Below are 18,404 nucleotides of genomic sequence, written 5' to 3'. Positions count from 1 at the left end.
AGAACTATGTGTTCTAAAAGAGCCAGGGCAGAACTATATGTCCGAGGGCAGAACTTTAATGTACACCACCACCCGGTCGGACTGGCAGACTTATGCACGTAGCGGCATCAGTCACCTGATTTCCATCTCGGGCTTGCATATCACCATGGTGGCAGGCCTGTGTGCCACGCTGGCCCAGCTTCTGTGGCGCCGTTCCTGCTACACGACAGCACAGCTGCCGTTGTGCTGCCCTGCGCAGAAGGTGGGGGCGCTAGCGGGAGCACTGGCGGCTCTGTGCTATGTGCTGTTGGCCGGCTGGGGCGTGCCGGCTCAGCGCACATTGTATATGTTGCTGGTCGTGGCACTGGCGCGCTGGTGCGGCCGGCTGGCCAGCGCCAGCCATATTCTGGCCTGCGCCCTGCTGGTGGTAGTGGTGCTCGATCCATGGGCCGTGTTGTGGCCGGGTTTCTGGCTGTCTTTCGGCGCCGTTGCACTGCTGCTGTATGGCGGTAGCGGCACTGTTGGGCAGCGGTGCGACGACACCACGGCGGGCGTGGCGGGCTGGAGCAAGCTTGTCGCACGCCTGCGCCCAGTAATCGGTGCGGCGATGCACAGCCAGTATGTGATCACGCTGGGATTGCTGCCACTGAGCGTACTGCTGTTTGCCCAGGTGTCACTTTTGAGTCCACTCGCCAATGCGCTGGCGATCCCGTTGATCAGCCTGGTGGTGACGCCACTCGCCCTGCTGGGCAGTGTTTGTCCGCAACCTGTGTGCAGTGCCTTGCTGCTGGTGGCGCACACCGTCGTCGCGGCGCTCAGCCGTGGCCTGGACGGGGCTGCAGCCCTGCCGGTGGCAGTCTGGCATGCGCCGGTGGCGCCGTCGTGGTTGGTTGCCTGGGGCGTGCTGGGAACGGCCTGGCTGCTGGCGCCGCGCGGCTGGCCGATGCGCTGGCTGGGCCTGGCAAGCTGGATACCTTTGCTCGCGGCCCAGCCGGCCTCGCCCCGTCCCGGCCATTTGCAGCTGATTGCCTTCGATGTAGGGCAGGGCATGGCGGTGCTGATCGAAACGGCACAGCATCGCCTGCTCTACGATACAGGCGGCGTGTTTTCCGGTAGCAGTAATGCGGGTGAGCGGATCATTCTGCCTTATCTGCAGGCGCGCGCCATAGGCCGTCTCGATAGTCTGGTGCTCAGCCATGGGGATTACGACCATATCGGCGGCGCAGCTGCCATCGTGCGCGGGCTGGAGGTGGCTGAGTTGCGCTCGTCGCTGCCTGAACAGCACGTGCTGCGCCGGATGCTGCGGCCTGACTTTTCCTGTGCGGCAGGTCAAAACTGGCGCTGGGATGGCGTGCTGTTCGAAATCCTGCACCCGCCTGCGGCTGCAGCTGGCAGGGCGGATGCACGCCCCAATGCGCGCAGCTGCGTGCTGAAGATTTCGGTGGGTGCTAGCGCCATCTTGCTGACCGGGGATATCGAGGCAGCCCAGGAACGGGCGCTGGTGCAGCAATACGGCGTACGTTTGCAGGCACAGGTGTTGCTGGTGCCACATCATGGCAGCGGCACTTCTTCGACCGAGCAATTCCTGCAGATGGTCCAGCCCGAGCTGGCCATCTTTCAGGTGGGCTATCGCAACCGCTACCACCACCCCAAGCCGGAAATCTTTGCACGCTACCTGGCACGTGGTATCGGCTGCTTTAGGACAGATGATGCCGGCGCTGTTACTGTGTATTTCGACGGTCAGCACATACACACGAGTAGCTATCGCCGCCGCCATGCGCGCTACTGGCACACTTCCTGAGTAGACGGTTGGCGACCGGTAGTGGTATGAATGATTACTTTTTTTGTCATCAAGTATCATTATTTTAATATTTTACGTTATGATGGGTACACAGATTAGAACTGGAGAAATTCTGATGAAACTGCTTCGTCATGCATTGGTTTGGGTTGCGCTCACTGTTCCCGCAGCAGCAACGTTTGCGACCACGATAAACTTTGATGATCTGAAAACTGATAGCAACGGTTCGGTGATCGACAATGGCTATTCCGGATTTAGCTGGGATAACTATTACGTGATCAAAGGCGAACAGACTAGTTTTGACCCCGGTTACGGCGGTACGGTGATCAGCTCGCCCAATAGCGCATTCAATGGCCATGGCGGGCCGGCGACGTTTTCCAACGCTGCAAAATTTAGTCTGGCTTCCCTGTATCTGACTAAAGTCTGGCAGGACGGCGGCACCCTGTTCGAAGGTTACCGGGGCAATCAGCTGGTCTTTTCCAAGACCGTGTATTCCTACTCGGGTTTGCCGGTGCTGGTCAGTTTTAACGGCTGGACGGATCTGACCAGTGTGGTCATGTCGGATGATAACTTTTCGGGACAGTCGGCGATCGATAACTTGAGCGTACAGGTCGTGCCGGAACCGGCGACCTATGCCATGCTGCTGGGTGGCCTGGTCCTGCTCGCAGCCGTCGCACGCCGCCGCACCTGAGCGCCAGTGTGCGCCTTGTATTGCCTGAATTAAAGGACGCCGGGGCCTCTGATTAGAGTCTCCTCTCCACGAACGGTCGCCTGAGTGCCGGTACAATAGTTGTAAAACAACGTTGGAACACAACGGTTGAAAAACAACGATAGGGAGACCGCTTGTGAGTAAGCCCAAGCTGCATTTTGCGCATGCCAATAGCTATCCGGCGGGCGTGTACCGCCAGTTCTTTGCTGCGCTGGAACAGGATTTCGACATCCAGGCGCTGGATATGCATGGCCACAGCACCCACTACCCCGTCAGCGACGGCTGGCCCAAACTGGTGGAAGAATATATCAGCGAGCTGAGCGCCCGTTACAGCGAACCGGTGATACTGGTGGGGCATTCGCTGGGCGGCATGCTGAGCCTGATGGTAGCGCGTGCGCGGCCCGATCTGGTGCGCTGCGTGGTCATGCTAGATGCCCCTGTGGTGGCTGGCTGGCGGGCGCTGTTCTGGCGCCTGATCAAGCTGAGCGGCAATGCCTTCCGTGTGCCCCCGGCCAAGAACTCTATCCGCCGCCGCAATGTGTGGCCGGATGCCGAGGCGGCCTACCAGCATTTTGCCGGCAAGGATATCTTCGCTGCGTGGGCGCCCGGCGTGTTGCACGACTACATCAGCAGCGGCCTCAAACCCCATCCCGAAGGCGTGCAGCTGCGTTTTACGCGCGAAGTCGAAACCAGCATCTATGCCAGCCTGCCGCACCATCTGTCGCGTCTGGTGAAGCGGCCTTTCCCCACGCCGATAGGCTTTATCGGCGGCACCGATTCGTGGGAAACCAGTCAGTCCGGCCACACCCACACGCAGGCGCTGGTGGGGCCGCATTTCCGCATCATACCGGGTGGCCATTTGTTCCCTATGGAGTCGCCCGAGCTGGCGGCGCAGGAAACCCGTGCCATGATCGTCAATCTGCTGGCCGAGGCGGGGAAAGAAAGCGGGAAAAAGCTGCCTCAGCGCAGGTCTTTCGCGTAAAATCTCGGGCATCCGGCGCGCCTGCGCCGCCCTTGAACTTAAGGATAGCCTTGCGATGACGATTAAAAGCGATAAATGGATACGCCGGATGGCGGAGCAGCACGGGATGATCGAGCCTTTCTTCCCCGATCAGGTACGTCAGGAAGAGGGCCGCAAGGTGATTTCCTACGGCACTTCGTCGTATGGCTACGATATCCGCTGCGCCGATGAATTCAAGGTCTTCACCAACATCAACAGCACCATCGTCGACCCGAAGAACTTCGATTCGAATTCTTTCGTGGACGTGAAAAGCGATGTCTGCATCATTCCGCCGAACTCGTTCGCCCTGGCCCGCACCATGGAGTACTTCCGTATTCCGCGCGGCGTGCTGACCGTCTGCCTGGGCAAATCGACCTATGCCCGCTGCGGCATCATCGTCAACGTGACACCGTTCGAACCCGAGTGGGAAGGCTATGTCACGCTGGAGTTTTCGAATACCACCCCGCTGCCTGCCAAGATCTATGCCGGCGAAGGCTGTGCCCAGGTGCTGTTCTTCGAGAGCGACGAGATCTGCGAAGTGTCCTACAAAGACCGCAACGGCAAGTATCAGGGCCAGCACGGCGTGACGCTGCCCAAGGCTTAAGGACAGGCTTTACCCATCTTTACACTGTGCAGGCTATGTCCTGCACAGACGTGACCGTTAACTACATTAATGGTAACGTTTTAGGGAGGTAAAGATGGTTAGCGCAGTAGGTTCCAGTACATCGGCAAGTGCCGCCAGCAGCAGTTCGGATAGCAGCAGCGCGATCGCTGCGCTGCAGAAGCAACTGCAGAGCTTGCAGAAAGATCTGGTCGAGGCCAACAAGGACACGTCCGAATCCGGCAAGCAGAAAGCCCAGCTGATCGAAGCGCAGGTGCAGGCCATACAGGCCCAGATCGCCGCGCTGCAGGCCGCAGCAGCGCAGAAAGCTGCCCAGCAGGCGTCACAGCAGAGCAGCTCGCAGCAGACTTCATCGAGCAGCAGCACGGCTGCCAGCAGCAGCGACAAGCGCTATGACACGGTCGGTAGTATGATCGATACCTCGGCCTGATTAGGCGCGCAGGGCAGGGGCTGATTCAGCCCCGGTCCCTCAGCGCTTGAGCGGCAAACGCAGTTCCACACATAAGCCACCCCCTTCGCGGTTGGTGGCTTTTATTTTGCCGCCATGGGCTTCCACCACATGGCGGGCAATCGCCAGCCCCAGCCCATGACCTTCCACCCCAGCGTTACTGGAGCGGAAGAAGGGCTGGAAGATGGTATCGAGGTCCTGTTCTGCCACCCCGGGGCCGCGGTCCAGTACGCGCAAGGTCAGCCAGCGTCCGCCCTGCGTGGTTTCGGCCTGCAGCTCGACCAGACCATGTTCGGGGCTGTGCTTGATGGCATTGCGCACCACGTTTTCGATCGCGCGCGCCAGCAGTTCGGCCTGGCCCGTCACCACCACGTCGGTCTCGCCCTGCAGCTGCACTTCGCGCTGCAGGCTGCGCGCCTCGAACGCCGCATCGTCGGTAATCTGTTCCAGCAGTTCGGCCATGCCGACTTCTTCCTGACTGGTGCGGATGGCGCCGGCTTCTAGCCGCGACAGGGTCAGCAGCTCGCCCACCAGTTTATCCATGCGTACGCTTTCCAGTTCGATGCGCTGCATCGACGCGGCCATCTTTTCCGGCTGCTGGTGGGCCAGTCCGATGGCGGCCTGCAGCCGCGCCAGCGGCGAGCGCAGCTCATGCGACACATCATGCAGCAGACGGGTCTGGCCATCGATCAGGGTGCGCAAACGCTCCGTCATGCGGTCGAAGTCGCGCCCCAGATCGTTGAGTTCGGCGCTACCCGTGCCGCGGCCGAAACGCGGTGCCAGATCGCCCTCGGCGGCCGCATCGAAGGCCTGACGCAGCGCGCGGATAGGGCGCGAGAAATACCACGCAAGGATGACCGAGAACAGCAGGCTGGCCAGTGTGGCAGCGGCTAGCGGTATCCATGGTGTCATGGGCCCGCGGTGCATGCCGCCCCGGCCGTCGAAGCCTTCGCGTGGTGGCGGCGGGCGCGAATGGTCAGGCTGCGCGGCACCTGCTGCGTCCATTTCGCGTGGTGCACCACCCATGCTGCGCGGATCCGGCCCGTGGCGCTGGCCCGGCAGCTCGAGCAGTTTGGGCTCGGTCAGGCTTTTGAGGAGAGGGCGGTCCAGATTGAAGCCATGGGCCGGCAGATACAGCAGGTAGAGTTTGCCATCGACACCGCGCTGCTGGCGCAGGCCGCGCTGGCGCTCATCCCGCTTGAGCATGGCACGGGCTTCGCTGACGGTGGCAGCGTTGAATTCGCGTCCCAGCAGCTCGTGGTTCTGTTCATCGATGGCATACACCTGATAACGCCCGCCCGCTTCCAGCATGCGGTGCAGGGCGGCACTACCGCCGAATTCCAGCGTGCTGGCGGCTGCATTGATGGCCATTTCGGCTGGCGGGCTGGTGTCGACACTGCGCAGCTGGTTTTCCGATTGGGCACGGCTGCGCAGCCAGACTGCGCCGCCGATGCCTATGGTGGCTGTCAGCTGGGCCAGCAAGATGCAGACAAAGAATTTCCAGAACAGGCGGCCCACAGGCTTATTCCTTGATCAGCTGATAGCCGAGCCGGTACACCGTCTGCAGACAGGAACGGCCATCGGCGATGGTGCCCAGTTTGTGGCGCAGGCTGCTCAGATGCACGTCGATATTGCGGTCGAAGCGGGCCAGCGGGCGGCCCAGTCCCTGTTCCGATAAGGTGTTCTTGCTGACCGGCTTGCCGGCATTGCGTGCCAGCACTTCCAGCAGATTGAATTCGGTGCTGGTCAGTTCCAGCTTGTTGCCAGCCCAGGCAGCGCGGCGCTGTTCCGGCCACATGGTCAGCTGGCCTACGGTCAGGGTGGCCGGCATGCCGTTGTCGAGCGGGGCGCTCTGGGCGCGGCGCAGTATCGCGCGTATGCGTGCTGTCAGCTCGCGCGGGGTGCAGGGCTTGGTCACATAATCGTCGGCGCCCAGCTCCAGCCCCACGATGCGGTCGGTATCGTCGCCGCGCGCCGTCAGCATCAGGATGGGCAACTGGCTGTGGGTGCGGATGCGGCGCAGCGTCTCCAGCCCGTTCATACGCGGCATCATCACGTCGAGCACGGCAATGGCATAGCTGCCGGTGCCTGCCTCGGCCGTTCCCGCTTCGCCATCGTGCACCGTTTTCACTTCGAAGCCTTCCTGTTCCAGATATTCCTGAAACATGCTTACCAGTTCGACGTCGTCGTCGATCAGCAGAACCTTGCTCTTCATTGCAACCCAACATGATGTGTGAATAGACCGATGATAGCAGTACGCGTGGGCGTAGCGGCGGGCTTTTACCCGCTTTTACAAAGTGTTTCCACAAATCAATTGATTGGCTTTACACCGATTTACCTATGGCTAACGTTGCTTAACAAACAGCGCGCCGACAATGGCAATTCTTACTACCAGACGAGGATTGCAACGATGAAAATGAAGAATGCCAGCGCAACTCAACTCCTGCTGGCGGGACTGCTGGCCTTGCCGCTACTGCCCGGCCATGGTCTGGCCAGCGCCACGGAACTGGACGTGGATGGCGCACCCGGCCATCCGCCTATGCTGCAAGGTGGCCCCGGTGCGAAGCCGGCACCGGCCCGTGCCGAAGGCGGCGAAGCGCGTCAGGGCGGGGCGCCGCATGGCGGTGACTGCCATGCCGAAGGTCCGGGACCGCAAGGCGGCATGGGGCCTGAACATGGCCATCCGCCTATGGGCGAAATGGGCCCGGGCCACCGCCCCCCCTTCCTGCATGGCATAGATTTGACGGAAGCACAGCAGGACAAGGTGTTCGCGATTCTGCATGCGCAAGCACCCTATCTGCGCGAGCAGGGCAAGCTTGCTGCCAAGGCCAGCGAAGCGCTGCGTGCGCTGGGCCGTGCCGAGCAGTACGACGATGCCAAAGCAGTGGCACTGGCCAGGGAGGCCGCGACGGCCATGAGCAATCTCGCCTTGCAGCAGGTGCGTACCGAACAGAAATTGCTGGCGGTCCTCAGCGCAGAACAGCGTAAGAAGCTGGCCGAACGCGCAATGCCACCTCAATCGCGTCCTTGAATCGCTGTCCCAACATTAGGAGTGAACCATGTCCATCAGTGCCCTGAGTAGCAGCACCAGCCAGTTAAGTTTCCTCAGCCGTGTAGGCAGCAGTGCCAGCAGCAGCACCGAAGCCAGCCGTGGCGCACCGCCGCCGAAGCCGCCAGAAGGGGGCGGCTTTGCTTCCGCTATTGCCGATGCCCTGAAGTCTATCGGCATCGACGATTCGAGTTTTTCCGGTAGCAGCAGTAGCACTAGCGGCACCAGCAGTACCAGCAGTACCAGCAGTGATAGCACCACCAGCAGCAGTAGCGACAGCGTGTCCGATGCACTGGGCAGCTTCCTGCAAAGTCTGATGGGGGCGCTGCATGCGCAGAGCAGCGGCAGCAGCGGTAGTGGCGAAGCACCGCCCTATGGTGGCGAAGGCCAGGGCGGTGGTCCCGGCGCTGGTGGTCCCGGCCGCATGGAATCGGACCTGCAAAGCCTGCTTACCAAACTAAGCTCCGGCTCGAGCGACAGCAGCGCGCGCAGTGACAGCAGCGATGCGGTGAGCGAGCTCGAAAGCAGCTTCGCCAATCTGCTCGACAAGCTGGGCGTCAGCGCCAGCACCACCAGCGTCAGCAGCGATAGCAGCGACGGTACCGACAGCACCAGCAGCACCAGCAGCTCGGATACCAGCAGCAAGCTGACCGCCTTCCTGCAGGCGCTGGCGAGCAAAGTGGAGAACCGCGGCAGCAGCGGTAATCTCGTCAATACAACGGTTTGAACAGGATGCCCATGAAGCATAACGACAATGCCCATGGCCATAGTCTGGCCGAAGACCTAGGCACCATGCTGCAGCTAGGCAGCGACCGGCGCCAGACCTTGCGCTGGCTGCTGGCCGGCGCCACCGCGCTACCGCTGACGGGCTGCGGTGGTGGCAGTAGTACGACGACCACCAGCGCTATTTCACCCACCGGCACCAGCACGACCACGCCGGGCACCAGCACCACGCCGACCAACGGCGCCTGCAGCGTGATACCGGAAGAGACGGGTGGCCCTTATCCCGGCGATGGCACCAACAGCAATAGCAGCGGCGTGGTAAATGTACTGACCCAGCTGGGTGTCGTGCGTAGCGACATCCGCAGCAGCTTCAATGGCATGACGGGGACGGCAGCAGGCGTACCGCTGACGATCAGGCTACAGGTGGTCAATGCCAACGGCAGTTGCGCCGCGCTGGCCGACTGCGCCGTCTATCTGTGGCACTGCGATCGCGACGGCAACTATTCGCTGTATTCGAGCGGTGTGACCTCGCAGAACTATCTGCGCGGCGTACAGGCGGCCGATAGCAATGGCAGCCTGACTTTCCAGACTATCTTCCCCGGTTGTTATTCGGGCCGCATGCCGCACGTACATTTCGAGGTCTATCCCTCGCTAGCCAAGAGCACCAGTGCGGCCAATCGTCTGAAGACGTCGCAATTCACCTTCCCGATGGCGACCCTGAACGAGGTCTATGCAACGACGGGCTACAGCACCAGCGTGCGCAATCTGGCCCAGATCAGCTACGCGACCGACAACATCTTCAGCGATGGCTATTCCCTGCAGATGGCCACGGTGACGGGCAATCCCACCGATGGCTATGTGGCGACGCTGACGCTGGCAGTGGCGGGGTAAATAGAGCGGGGCAGGCGGCCGGCGGATGCCGGCGGCCTGCCCCGTTGGGAACGCTGCGACCTTACAGCAAGCCGTCGATGGTGGCGTTCAGCTGTGCCTTGAGGCCGACCAGATCAACCGTGCTGCCGCTGCCATGGGCCACTTCCGTGTAGACGCCATCGCCATTGCCATCGTGGTAGAGCTCGTAGCTGGTGTGGCTACCGCGCGTCTGCACTTCCAGCACATAGCCTGCTTCCAGCTGCTTGTAGGTGGTGTTGCTGCCTACCGTCAGCGTGCTGGTGCTGCCATCGAAGCGCACCTGCTGCACCTGCGTTACCGCGCCGCTGGCATCGATGGTGAATTTGGCGCGGTCGCAGCCTTCCACATCGAGCAGGGTGGTGGCGCTGCCGGCCTGCACAAACGTTTTCGCATCCGATGCAATCACATACTGGCCAGCCGTGCTGCCGGCCACATAAGTAATGGTCTCGACCACGTTGTCATGCACGCTGGTTTCGACGATCTTGCCGTCAGCAGTCAGCGCATATTTGCTGGTTGGTGCCATAGGTTCGGCGTGCGTGCTGCTGCCATGCACGTGCTGTACCCCCGTCACAGCACCGTTGGCGATGGTGAAGGTGTAGGCGCCACCATTGTTGCTGGCCGTAGTGTTGAAGACAGTCAGATCGGACGCCACATGGTACAGGCTGCTGTCGCTGGCATCCTGCACGAACTGTATGGTTTCGGTGGCTTTGGTGGCGGTGCGGGTTTCGGTGATGCTGCCGCTGGCGATGGTAAAGGTGGCGTCGGTCGGCAGGCGCATGGTGGCAGTGTGCGTGCCGTCAACGCGTGACATGCCGGTGACTGCGCCATTGGTGATGACGAATTTGAAACCTTCGGGTGTGCTCATGGCGTAACTCCTCTTGTGGTGGACAAAACACTAGGCTAGAGGAGGGGCGCTCGGCTGTCTATTCGGGGGGATGTAAAGGTTGGGGGTGAAATTATTTCAAACTGTAACGGCCAGTTTTCGGCCCGCAAAAATAAGCATGCCGCCCGGCTTGCGCGGGGCGGCATGGCCTAGACGTGTGACTACTGTTTGACGCAGTCGACGAAGTAGCCGCGTTTGCCGTCCACTTCGCGCTTGACCAGACCGTGCACGTCCGTCTCGAAGCCGGGGAAGCGCTCGTTGAAGTCACGTGCAAAGCGCAGGTAGTCGACGATGGTCTTGTTGAAACGCTCGCCTGGAATCAGCAGCGGAATGCCCGGCGGGTAAGGCGTCAGCAGGATGGACGTGATACGGCCTTCCAGTTCGTCGATGGCCACGCGTTCGATTTCGCGGTGCGCCATCTTGGCGAAGGCTTCCGAAGGCTTCATGGCCGGAATCATGTCCGACAGATACATCTCGGTGGTCAGACGGGCCACATCGTAGGCCTTGTAGAAATCGTGGATCTGCTGGCACAGGTCGCGCAGGCCCATTTTTTCGTAGGTCGGATTGGCCGCCGCGAATTCCGGCAGGATGCGCCACATCGGCTGGTTCTTGTCGTAATCGTCCTTGAACTGCTGCAGAGCGGTCAGCAGGGTGTTCCAGCGGCCTTTGGTAATACCGATGGTGAACATGATGAAGAACGAGTACAGGCCGCACTTCTCGATGATCACGCCGTGCTCGGCCAGATACTTGGTGACGATGGACGCAGGGATGCCCGTTTCGTCGAACTGGCCGTCCAGCGACAGGCCAGGATTGACGATGGTGGCCTTGATCGGGTCCAGCATATTGAAGCCCGGTGCCAGCTTGCCGAAACCGTGCCAGTCGTCCTCGGCGCGGATGATCCAGTCTTCGCGCGAGCCGATGCCGTCTTCCGAGAATTCGTCCGGACCCCAGACCTTGAACCACCAGTCCTTGCCCCATTCCTGATCGATCTTCTTCATGGCGCGGCGGAAGTCCAGCGCTTCGAGGATGGATTCTTCCACCAGCGAAGTGCCGCCCGGCGCTTCCATCATGGCCGCTGCCACGTCGCACGAAGCAATAATCGAATATTGCGGCGAGGTGGAGGTGTGCATCAGATAGGCTTCGTTGAAGGCGTCACGATCGAGTTTGACGGATTCCGACTCGCGCACCAGCACCTGCGAAGCCTGCGACAGGCCGGCCAGCAGTTTGTGGGTGGACTGGGTCGAGAAGATCATCGATTCCTTGGCGCGCGGACGGTCTTTGCCGATGGCGTGCATGTCTTTGTAGAAATCGTGGAAGGTGGCGTGCGGCAGCCAGGCTTCGTCGAAGTGCAGGGTGTCGATCTTGCCGTCCAGCAGTTCGCGCAGGGTTTCCACGTTGTACAGCACGCCGTCGTAGGTGGACTGGGTGATGGTCAGGATGCGCGGCTTCTTGTTCAGCGCTTCGCGGGCGAACGGATTGGCTTCGATCTTGCGCTGGATGCTCTCCATCGAGAACTCTTCCAGCGGGATAGGACCGATGATGCCCAGATGGTTACGGGTAGGCATCAGGAACACAGGAATCGCGCCGCACATAATGATCGAGTGCAGGATGGATTTGTGGCAGTTACGGTCTACCACGACGATGTCGCCCGGCGCTACCGTCGAGTGCCATACCATCTTGTTCGAGGTGGAGGTACCGTTGGTGACGAAATAGCAGTGGTCGGCGTTGAAGATGCGCGCCGCATTGCGTTCGGACTTGGCGACCGGACCCGTGTGGTCGAGCAGCTGGCCCAGTTCTTCCACGGCGTTGCAGACGTCGGCGCGCAGCATGTTCTCGCCAAAGAACTGATGGAACATCTGGCCGATAGGCGATTTCAGGAACGCCACGCCGCCCGAGTGGCCGGGGCAGTGCCACGAGTAGGAACCGTCGTTGGCGTAGTCCACCAGCGCGCTGAAGAACGGTGGTGCCAGACCGTCCAGATAGGACTTGGCTTCACGGATGATGTGGCGCGCGACGAATTCCGGCGTATCTTCGAACATGTGGATAAAGCCATGCAGTTCGCGCAGGATATCGTTAGGGATGTGGCGCGAGGTGCGGGTTTCACCGTACAGGTAGATAGGGATGTCGGCGTTCTTGTAGCGGATCTCTTCGACGAAGGCGCGCAGCGATTTCAGTGCGTGATCGGTCTCTTCGGCCGAGCCGGACCCGAATTCTTCATCGTCGATGGACAGCACGAAGGCCGAGGCGCGCGACTGCTGCTGGGCGAACTGGGACAGATCGCCATAGCTGGTAACGCCCACCACTTCCATGCCTTCTTTTTCCATCGCATCGGCGAGGGCGCGTATGCCTAGGCCGGACGTGTTCTCGGAACGGAAATCCTCGTCAATGATGACGATGGGGAAACGAAATTTCATACATGTCTCCAAAAAAGCAAGCCGCCCCTGACGCAAAAGTTGAGGGGCGGACTAGGGTGCGACAGCGGGTGGGCGGTCGCGCAAAAAAAGAAGAACGGGATTCTCGCAGAAATGGGGCCGCTGCGGGAAAAAACATCACGTAAATCCGCAAAAAATAGCGGGACTGCTCTAAAACCGGTGGCCAGCAGCCACCGTCCAGCGTTCTGATCAGACTTAGTGGCCTGCAGCAGCGCCACCGAGCTTGGCCAGCAGCTGGCCGATCGGGTCCACATGCAGCCATGCGAAGGCGCCCAGCGCAATGCCCACGCCCGCCACGCCGTAGGCCAGACCCATCATCCACTTCTTGCGGGTCAGCAGGGTGATCGCAGCCAGCGAAATGGCGATCTGCTCGGCCGTCGTGGCCAGCGCCCACTGGTGGTGCTGGTGCATGGATTCATCCGACTTGTGGTTCCACTCTTTCGACGACTCTTCCCACTTTTCCGCTTCCTTCTTGATGTCTTCCTTCTCGTGCTTGTAGCGCGCTACTTCGGCTTCGTATTTTTTCGGGTCGACGCCGGGCAGGGTCATGGCCAGTTCGGCCAGATTCTGCTTGCTCGACTTGGCCTGATAGTAGTTCCAGCTATTGGCCGCCTGGGTCTTGTCGATGGCCGCATTGTTCTTGAACAGGGCTGCATCGTTCTGGGTGGCGCCGCCGAGGTAGCCGAACAGCGCGCCCACCGTGGCCAGTATCGCCGTCATGACGGCAATGTTGTTAGAAAAGTCATCGCTGCCGTGGGCAGCGTGTTCTACCGCGTGGTCGTGCGGGCCGTGAACGTGAAAACCGTGACCGGACATATCGTGTTGCCTTTAGATTAATTTGAGTTGGTAATGTCTGCCTTGCGGCGCAGTGTAACAAAAGCGTATGACAGTTTCGTGTTTTCGGAAACGTGATTTTCCCGTTCCGTCTCTTGCCACACATTGGCGTCCGGTTCGGGGAAGAAAGCGTCGCAATCGAAGGTGGCGGCGATTTCCGTGATAATCAAGCGGCTGGCTAGTGGCAGGGTCTGGCGATAGATTTCTGCACCGCCGATCACAAAGCCTTCCGCACCGTCCAGCAGGGCGATAGCCTGTTCCACCGAAGTCACCACCTCCACGCCTTCATGCCGCCACGCGCTATTGCGCGTGATGACGATGTTGCGGCGGTTGGGCAGAGGGCGGCCGATGGAATCGAAGGTCTTGCGGCCCATGATGATGGGGTGGCCGCTGGTGGTGCGCTTGAAGTGCGCCAGATCTTCCGGCAGCTTCCACGGCAGGGTGTTGTTGATGCCGATGCCGCGCTGGGCGTCGGTGGCGACGATGATGGTTAATTTGCTCATGGTGTGCAGTGCAAAGGTGAGGCGATATTATCGTCGAAATTTCAGGCTGCGGACATGGTTGTTGCGGCCAGTCCCATGTGAAATTGATGCAGATCGTGGCTGACGGCGTGTGCCAGTTCCAGCGGCAGCATGTGGCCCGAACCTTCATGCAGCGACAGCTGCGCGGCAGGGAGATTTCTCTGCATTTCGATCAGATCGGCAGGGTTGACCAGCTGATCCTGCATGGCGCCTATCAGCAGCACAGGGCAGCGGATTTCGGCCAGCCGCTCCATCAGGTCGGGCCGTTCCATCGAAGCGGTGAACTGGGCCAGCAGCACATCCTTGCCCAGATCGAGCGCCATCTGCTGGATGATGGCCACCGTATCGGCATCATCGAGATGATCGGGATGCAGAATCTCGCGCAGGCGGATGCGGCTGATGCCCATGTAGGGCGTACGCTCCAGCATGGGGATGATGCGCTGGCGGGTCTGGATTTCACCGGCACTCAGGCCGCGCGCGGAATTGGCGATCAGTACCAGCGACTGTACGCGCTCCGGATTCTGTAGCGCATACTCCATGGCCAGATAGGCGCCTAGTGAAAAGCCGACCAGATGGGCGCACGCTGCGCTGTGCCGGGCGATCAGCGCATGCATCTGCTGGCGTGTGCTGGCCTCGTATAGCGGTATATGGTGACAGTCGTACTGCCCATCCAGTTGTGGCAGTACGCGGGACCACATTCTGGCATCGCATAGCGTGCCGGGAATGAAGTCCAGTCGCGTCATACCGCCATCGGCGCCGTGATCGGCGCGTGGTGCTGGTAGCCTTCCAGTGTGAAGTCGCCGGGTTCCACCAGTTCCAGCCACTCGGGCTGGTACTTGCCGGTGACGGCGAAGTCGGGCACGCGGTCGCTGATGCGCAGTTGCGGCGCAGGGTAAGGCGTACGGGTGAGCTGTTCCGTCACCATTTCCATGTGGTTTTCGTAAATGTGGGCGTCGCCAATGAAGTAGCTGAACCAGCGCGGCGTGTAGCCCGTCAGACGGCCGACCAGATGCATCAGCGCTGCGCCTTCGGCCAGATTGAAGGGCGTGCCTAGGCCGAGGTCATTGCTGCGCACGTACAAACACATATTCAGTTCGCGCGTGGTGGGATTCGGGATGAACTGGTACAGCAGGTGGCAGGCCGGCAGCGCAACAGAGTCCAGCACGGCCGGATTCCAGCCGTGGAACAGGATGCGGCGGCTGGACGGATTGTTGACGATGGTGTCCAGGCATTCGCGCAACTGGTCGATGGATTTATGCAGCAGCACTTTGGTCACGCCGCCATCATCGAACTGGGAAATCAGGCGGAAGCCCTTGTTCTGGGCGTCGGCGATCTGCGCTGGCTGGTCCAGAGCTATCAGCTTGAAGCCGGGCCACTGGCGCCACTGCACGCCGTAGACGGGGCCGAGATCGTCCTCGCCCAGACGGTAGGGATTGGCCAGCCACTGCCGGTTTTCATTGGCATTCTGATCCCATACTTTGCAGCCCAGCGCGCGGAAATCCGCCGCACTGCGCGAAGCGCGCATGAAGGCGCACAGTTCGCCCACTACGGACTTGAAGGCCAGCTTTTTGGTGGTCACGGCGGGGAAGCCCTGCTGCAGGTCGAAGCGCATCATGGCGCCCGGTACGCTCAGGGTACGGATGCCGGTGCGGTTGTCTTGCCAGCTCCCCGTGTCGATCACGGTCTGGATCAGTTCCTGATATTGCTGCATACAATGCTCCAAAAAAACACGCGGCTTGCCCGAGCCGGAAAACCTGCTATTTTAGCAGCGCTGGTAGCGCGCTGCTGGTCAGCGAGCGCCACCTTTGGCGCGGCGCGGATTGCCTTGCGCCTGTGCCTTGCCGGCAGAACGCGCCAGCGACTTGGCGCCGCGGCCACCCGTGACGATGATGGTGCCGGCACTGGCGGCACGGCCTGCGGTGGATCTAGCAGCGGATTTGGCAACGGCAGCTGCGCCGGTCTTCGCGCCAGCTACGCCTTTCGCGCCCACACCGGCGCCGGCTTTACCGGCGCTGCCGGGTTTAGCCGCCGCGGTGGCGCCAGCTTGCGCCTGCTTGGCCGCTGCGCGTCCGCCCGGTGGCCCCGTGAACGGTCGTTTCTTGCGTGGCGCTTCGGCAGCGGCCTTTTTGGCTGCGGCGAGGGCCGCGCCTTTAGACCCCGTTTCCGGCACGCGGTGGTCGGCTTCGAAACCGGCTTCCTCAACTCGATGCAGCACCTGACCGATCAGGCCCTCGATATCTTTGAGCAGCTCCACTTCATCGGCACAGACCAGCGAAACGGCTTCGCCTTCCATGCCCGCGCGGCCAGTACGGCCGATACGGTGCACGTAGTCTTCCGCCACGGTGGGCAGATCAAAATTCACCACCTGCGGCAGCGCTTCGATATCGAGGCCGCGTGCCGCCACATCGGTGGCTACCAGCAGCTGGACTTCGCGCTGCTTGAAGCGGTCGAGTGCGCGCAGGCGCATGGGCTGGGTCTTGTCGCCATGGATGGCATCGGCCGTGTAGCCATGCTCCTGCAGGGTTTTGATCAGCGCTTCCACGCCTTTGCGCGTCTTCACGAAGATCAGCACCTGTCCCCAGCGGTGTTTCTTCAGCAGGTGCAGCAGCAGTTCCGGCTTGCTGCGCTTGTCCGTCGGGATCAGCCACTGGCGCACCGTCTTGGTGGTGGTGTTACTGGCGCTGACCTGTATCGTCACCGGGTCGCGCAGCATGCCGCTGGCCAGCTGGCGGATCGCGTCGGAGAAAGTGGCCGAGAACAGCAGCGTCTGGCGCTGCTTGGGCATGGCGGCCAGCAGGATGTCGAGATCACGTTCGAAACCCAGATCGAGCATGCGGTCGGCTTCATCCAGCACCAGTGTGGTCAGCAGCTCGAAGCTGATGGCTGCCTGATCGTGCAGGTCCAGCAAACGGCCCGGTGTGGCCACCAGCACGTCCAGCCCCTTGCGCAGCTTGCTGATCTGGCCTTCGATGGGCACGCCACCATAGGCCACGGCGCACTTGAGCGGCAGATTGCCGCCATAGCTGCGGAAGCTCTGGTACACCTGTTCGGCCAGTTCGCGCGTAGGCACCAGTACCAGCGTGCGCACGGCTTTGGGCGCCGTCACGCCTTCCAGCAGCAGTTTCTGCAACTGGGGCAGGGCGAAGGCGGCCGTCTTGCCGGTGCCGGTCTGCGCTGCTGCCATCAGGTCGCGCCCAGCCAGCACGGCCGGTATGGCCTGTTTCTGCACGGGCGTGGGCTGGCGGTAGCCCAGTGATTCCAGTGTGCGCTGCAAGGGTTCGATCAGGCCTAGGGCTTGGAAGGTCATGGTGGTGTCGTTCAATCAGAAAGGCGGGCAGTGTAACAGCACTGCGCCGGAGCGGCCGATTATTCTGCGCGGGCGGTGGCCAGCGTCAGCTCGGCGGACCATAACGCGAGGATATCGCGCACGCGCTGGTCCGGCAGTGCCAGCAGATTATCGCCGATATACAGTTCGACGTAGCTGTGCTCAGGTAGCGGTGCATGGTTGGCCGCATTGAACAGCCAGATGCCATGCTCGCTGGCGATGCGGTTGCGGATCTCGGTAGCCTGCTCGCGGCTGACGGGCAGGTGCAGATGCAGCATGCTGGCCTGCGGCCAGGCGGGATTCGGCACCAGCAGCGGGAAGTCGCGCAAGGTCTCGTACAGCCATACGGTGCGGGCGTAATAGTCCGGCATGGCAGCCAGCCGCCGATCGAACTGCATGGCAGCAGCAACCACATAAGGCGTGCGCTGATAGACGTTGCCACCCTGACGGCGGAACCATTCCTGCGCCTTGGCGACGAAGCCGGCCTTGCCCAGCAGGACTGCGCCACCCATGCCGCCTATGCCCTTGTACAGCGATACATACACGGAATCGAAGCCCTGCGCGATTTCTGCAGCGCTGCGGCCATAGGCACTCGCACATTCCCACAGGCGCGCACCATCCAGATGCAGGTGGATATTGTGTGCGTGGCAGTGGTCCTTGATGGCTTGCAGCTCTTCCCAGCTCTGGCACTGGCCGCCGATTTCGCGCATCGGCAATTCCAGTGTGGCGGCGCCCAGCCGGTCCGGTATGGCCTGCAGTTCGCCCACGCTCCACGGACGGTGCGGGTCACCTACCTGTAGCGCCTTGAAGTGGTCAAACAGGCTATGGTTGCTACGCTCATGGCGCAGGATGTGGGAGGTGGGATGCAGGGCCACCAGCGGGCTGCCCCGTTCCTCGCAGGCGATGCGCAGTGCAGTGGCCTGCGTCATGGTGCCGGTAATGCAGAACAGGGCTGCTTCGAAACCCAGCAGGGTCGCCAGTTTCTGTTCCAGTTCCTGTATCAGCGTGCCGCTGCCATACACATCATGGGCCACGCCGTTGGCGGCGCTCCACTCGGCCATGGCGGCAAACAGTTGTGCCGGCGTAGGCTGGCGGTGACCGGGCAGGTGAGTGGTGCAGCTGGCACGCAGTTCGGCATCGGTCACGGCTATCCCCTTTGGTCTGGTGGCTGC

18 protein-coding genes are annotated in these 18,404 nt (G+C 61.4%); 8 read left to right on the top strand and 10 right to left on the bottom strand.

What is annotated here, in order from left to right; translation table 11 throughout:
- The first annotated feature begins 58 nt into the window (after positions 1 to 58).
- The 5 genes from GTP23_RS13090 to GTP23_RS13070 all read left to right on the top strand — a co-directional run bounded on the left by GTP23_RS13090 (position 59) and on the right by GTP23_RS13070 (position 4,538).
- Entirely contained in the window at positions 59 to 1,780 is a 1,722-nt protein-coding gene (locus tag GTP23_RS13090) for a DNA internalization-related competence protein ComEC/Rec2 (RefSeq protein ID WP_229256064.1), read from the top strand.
- Positions 1,781 to 1,895: 115 nt separating this feature from the next.
- A complete protein-coding gene (locus GTP23_RS13085; protein ID WP_229256063.1) occupies positions 1,896 to 2,468 on the top strand; it encodes a PEP-CTERM sorting domain-containing protein in 573 nt (190 codons plus the stop codon).
- A gap of 154 nt (positions 2,469 to 2,622) precedes the next feature.
- Entirely contained in the window at positions 2,623 to 3,468 is an 846-nt protein-coding gene (locus GTP23_RS13080; RefSeq protein ID WP_161035517.1) for an alpha/beta hydrolase, read from the top strand.
- A gap of 55 nt (positions 3,469 to 3,523) precedes the next feature.
- The gene (gene dcd, locus GTP23_RS13075) at positions 3,524 to 4,090 is read left to right on the top strand and encodes a dCTP deaminase (RefSeq protein WP_155434009.1); all 567 of its coding nucleotides are present in this window, start codon (positions 3,524 to 3,526) and stop codon (positions 4,088 to 4,090) included.
- 94 nt (positions 4,091 to 4,184) lie between these two features.
- Positions 4,185 to 4,538: a FlxA-like family protein gene (locus tag GTP23_RS13070; RefSeq protein ID WP_161035516.1), complete on the top strand. Its 354-nt coding sequence runs from the start codon at positions 4,185 to 4,187 to the stop codon at positions 4,536 to 4,538.
- Positions 4,539 to 4,577: 39 nt separating this feature from the next.
- On the opposite strand, the gene GTP23_RS13065 is transcribed toward GTP23_RS13070, so the two are convergent.
- Together GTP23_RS13065 and GTP23_RS13060 are read right to left on the bottom strand one after the other, a co-directional pair.
- Positions 4,578 to 6,074: a sensor histidine kinase gene (locus tag GTP23_RS13065; protein WP_161035515.1), complete on the bottom strand. Its 1,497-nt coding sequence runs from the start codon at positions 6,072 to 6,074 to the stop codon at positions 4,578 to 4,580.
- Between the two features lie 4 nt (positions 6,075 to 6,078).
- Entirely contained in the window at positions 6,079 to 6,771 is a 693-nt protein-coding gene (locus tag GTP23_RS13060) for a response regulator transcription factor (protein WP_155434011.1), read from the bottom strand.
- 195 nt (positions 6,772 to 6,966) lie between these two features.
- Here GTP23_RS13060 and GTP23_RS13055 point away from each other — a divergent pair, with 195 nt between their 5' ends.
- From GTP23_RS13055 to GTP23_RS13045, 3 genes are read left to right on the top strand one after another with little or no spacing between them, the layout of a single operon-like run.
- Complete coding sequence (locus GTP23_RS13055) at positions 6,967 to 7,587, top strand: Spy/CpxP family protein refolding chaperone (protein WP_161035514.1); 621 nt, start codon at positions 6,967 to 6,969, stop codon at positions 7,585 to 7,587.
- 28 nt (positions 7,588 to 7,615) lie between these two features.
- Positions 7,616 to 8,332: a hypothetical protein gene (locus GTP23_RS13050; protein ID WP_161035513.1), complete on the top strand. Its 717-nt coding sequence runs from the start codon at positions 7,616 to 7,618 to the stop codon at positions 8,330 to 8,332.
- Between the two features lie 11 nt (positions 8,333 to 8,343).
- On the top strand, positions 8,344 to 9,219 hold the full coding sequence (locus tag GTP23_RS13045) for an intradiol ring-cleavage dioxygenase (RefSeq protein WP_161035512.1): 876 nt from the start codon (positions 8,344 to 8,346) through the stop codon (positions 9,217 to 9,219).
- Positions 9,220 to 9,280: 61 nt separating this feature from the next.
- Here the strand turns inward: GTP23_RS13045 and GTP23_RS13040 are convergent, their stop codons facing one another.
- From GTP23_RS13040 to GTP23_RS13005, 8 genes are all read right to left on the bottom strand, one after another.
- The gene (locus GTP23_RS13040; protein ID WP_161035511.1) at positions 9,281 to 10,102 is read right to left on the bottom strand and encodes a hypothetical protein; all 822 of its coding nucleotides are present in this window, start codon (positions 10,100 to 10,102) and stop codon (positions 9,281 to 9,283) included.
- A 179-nt stretch (positions 10,103 to 10,281) separates the two neighbouring features.
- Complete coding sequence (locus GTP23_RS13035; protein WP_155434016.1) at positions 10,282 to 12,534, bottom strand: arginine/lysine/ornithine decarboxylase; 2,253 nt, start codon at positions 12,532 to 12,534, stop codon at positions 10,282 to 10,284.
- A 213-nt stretch (positions 12,535 to 12,747) separates the two neighbouring features.
- Positions 12,748 to 13,368, bottom strand: coding sequence for a DUF4337 domain-containing protein (locus GTP23_RS13030; RefSeq protein WP_161035510.1), 621 nt, complete (start codon positions 13,366 to 13,368; stop codon positions 12,748 to 12,750).
- Positions 13,369 to 13,385: 17 nt separating this feature from the next.
- Positions 13,386 to 13,889: a dihydrofolate reductase gene (locus tag GTP23_RS13025; RefSeq protein ID WP_161035509.1), complete on the bottom strand. Its 504-nt coding sequence runs from the start codon at positions 13,887 to 13,889 to the stop codon at positions 13,386 to 13,388.
- 41 nt (positions 13,890 to 13,930) lie between these two features.
- Positions 13,931 to 14,650 carry an alpha/beta fold hydrolase gene (locus GTP23_RS13020; protein ID WP_161035508.1) on the bottom strand — a complete coding sequence of 240 codons (720 nt, stop codon included), beginning with the start codon at positions 14,648 to 14,650 and terminating at the stop codon, positions 13,931 to 13,933.
- On the bottom strand, positions 14,647 to 15,618 hold the full coding sequence (locus tag GTP23_RS13015; protein WP_161035507.1) for a thymidylate synthase: 972 nt from the start codon (positions 15,616 to 15,618) through the stop codon (positions 14,647 to 14,649). The genes GTP23_RS13020 and GTP23_RS13015 overlap by 4 nt, the downstream gene beginning before the upstream one ends.
- A gap of 78 nt (positions 15,619 to 15,696) precedes the next feature.
- Positions 15,697 to 17,214: a DEAD/DEAH box helicase gene (locus GTP23_RS13010; protein WP_161035506.1), complete on the bottom strand. Its 1,518-nt coding sequence runs from the start codon at positions 17,212 to 17,214 to the stop codon at positions 15,697 to 15,699.
- Between the two features lie 59 nt (positions 17,215 to 17,273).
- The gene (locus tag GTP23_RS13005) at positions 17,274 to 18,377 is read right to left on the bottom strand and encodes a threonine aldolase family protein (protein WP_161035505.1); all 1,104 of its coding nucleotides are present in this window, start codon (positions 18,375 to 18,377) and stop codon (positions 17,274 to 17,276) included.
- Positions 18,378 to 18,404 lie beyond the last annotated feature (27 nt).

Source organism: Duganella fentianensis (assembly GCF_009857835.1).
Lineage (GTDB): Bacteria > Pseudomonadota > Gammaproteobacteria > Burkholderiales > Burkholderiaceae_D > Rugamonas > Rugamonas fentianensis.
The sequence above is the reverse complement of the archived record's forward strand: the minus strand, read 5'-3'. Positions and strand labels throughout refer to the sequence as shown.

Excerpts from the sequence above, each read along its gene's own strand:
- GTP23_RS13070 (WP_161035516.1), top strand. The coding sequence starts at position 4,185 with ATGGTTAGCGCAGTAGGTTCCAGTACATCGGCAAGTGCCGCCAGCAGC.
- GTP23_RS13010 (WP_161035506.1), bottom strand. The coding sequence starts at position 17,214 with ATGACCTTCCAAGCCCTAGGCCTGATCGAACCCTTGCAGCGCACACTG.
- dcd (WP_155434009.1), top strand. The coding sequence starts at position 3,524 with ATGACGATTAAAAGCGATAAATGGATACGCCGGATGGCGGAGCAGCAC.
- GTP23_RS13045 (WP_161035512.1), top strand. The coding sequence starts at position 8,344 with ATGAAGCATAACGACAATGCCCATGGCCATAGTCTGGCCGAAGACCTA.
- GTP23_RS13090 (WP_229256064.1), top strand. The coding sequence starts at position 59 with ATGTACACCACCACCCGGTCGGACTGGCAGACTTATGCACGTAGCGGC.
- GTP23_RS13015 (WP_161035507.1), bottom strand. The coding sequence starts at position 15,618 with ATGCAGCAATATCAGGAACTGATCCAGACCGTGATCGACACGGGGAGC.
- GTP23_RS13030 (WP_161035510.1), bottom strand. The coding sequence starts at position 13,368 with ATGTCCGGTCACGGTTTTCACGTTCACGGCCCGCACGACCACGCGGTA.
- GTP23_RS13040 (WP_161035511.1), bottom strand. The coding sequence starts at position 10,102 with ATGAGCACACCCGAAGGTTTCAAATTCGTCATCACCAATGGCGCAGTC.
- GTP23_RS13050 (WP_161035513.1), top strand. The coding sequence starts at position 7,616 with ATGTCCATCAGTGCCCTGAGTAGCAGCACCAGCCAGTTAAGTTTCCTC.
- GTP23_RS13060 (WP_155434011.1), bottom strand. The coding sequence starts at position 6,771 with ATGAAGAGCAAGGTTCTGCTGATCGACGACGACGTCGAACTGGTAAGC.
- GTP23_RS13020 (WP_161035508.1), bottom strand. The coding sequence starts at position 14,650 with ATGACGCGACTGGACTTCATTCCCGGCACGCTATGCGATGCCAGAATG.
- GTP23_RS13055 (WP_161035514.1), top strand. The coding sequence starts at position 6,967 with ATGAAAATGAAGAATGCCAGCGCAACTCAACTCCTGCTGGCGGGACTG.
- GTP23_RS13025 (WP_161035509.1), bottom strand. The coding sequence starts at position 13,889 with ATGAGCAAATTAACCATCATCGTCGCCACCGACGCCCAGCGCGGCATC.
- GTP23_RS13035 (WP_155434016.1), bottom strand. The coding sequence starts at position 12,534 with ATGAAATTTCGTTTCCCCATCGTCATCATTGACGAGGATTTCCGTTCC.
- GTP23_RS13085 (WP_229256063.1), top strand. The coding sequence starts at position 1,896 with ATGAAACTGCTTCGTCATGCATTGGTTTGGGTTGCGCTCACTGTTCCC.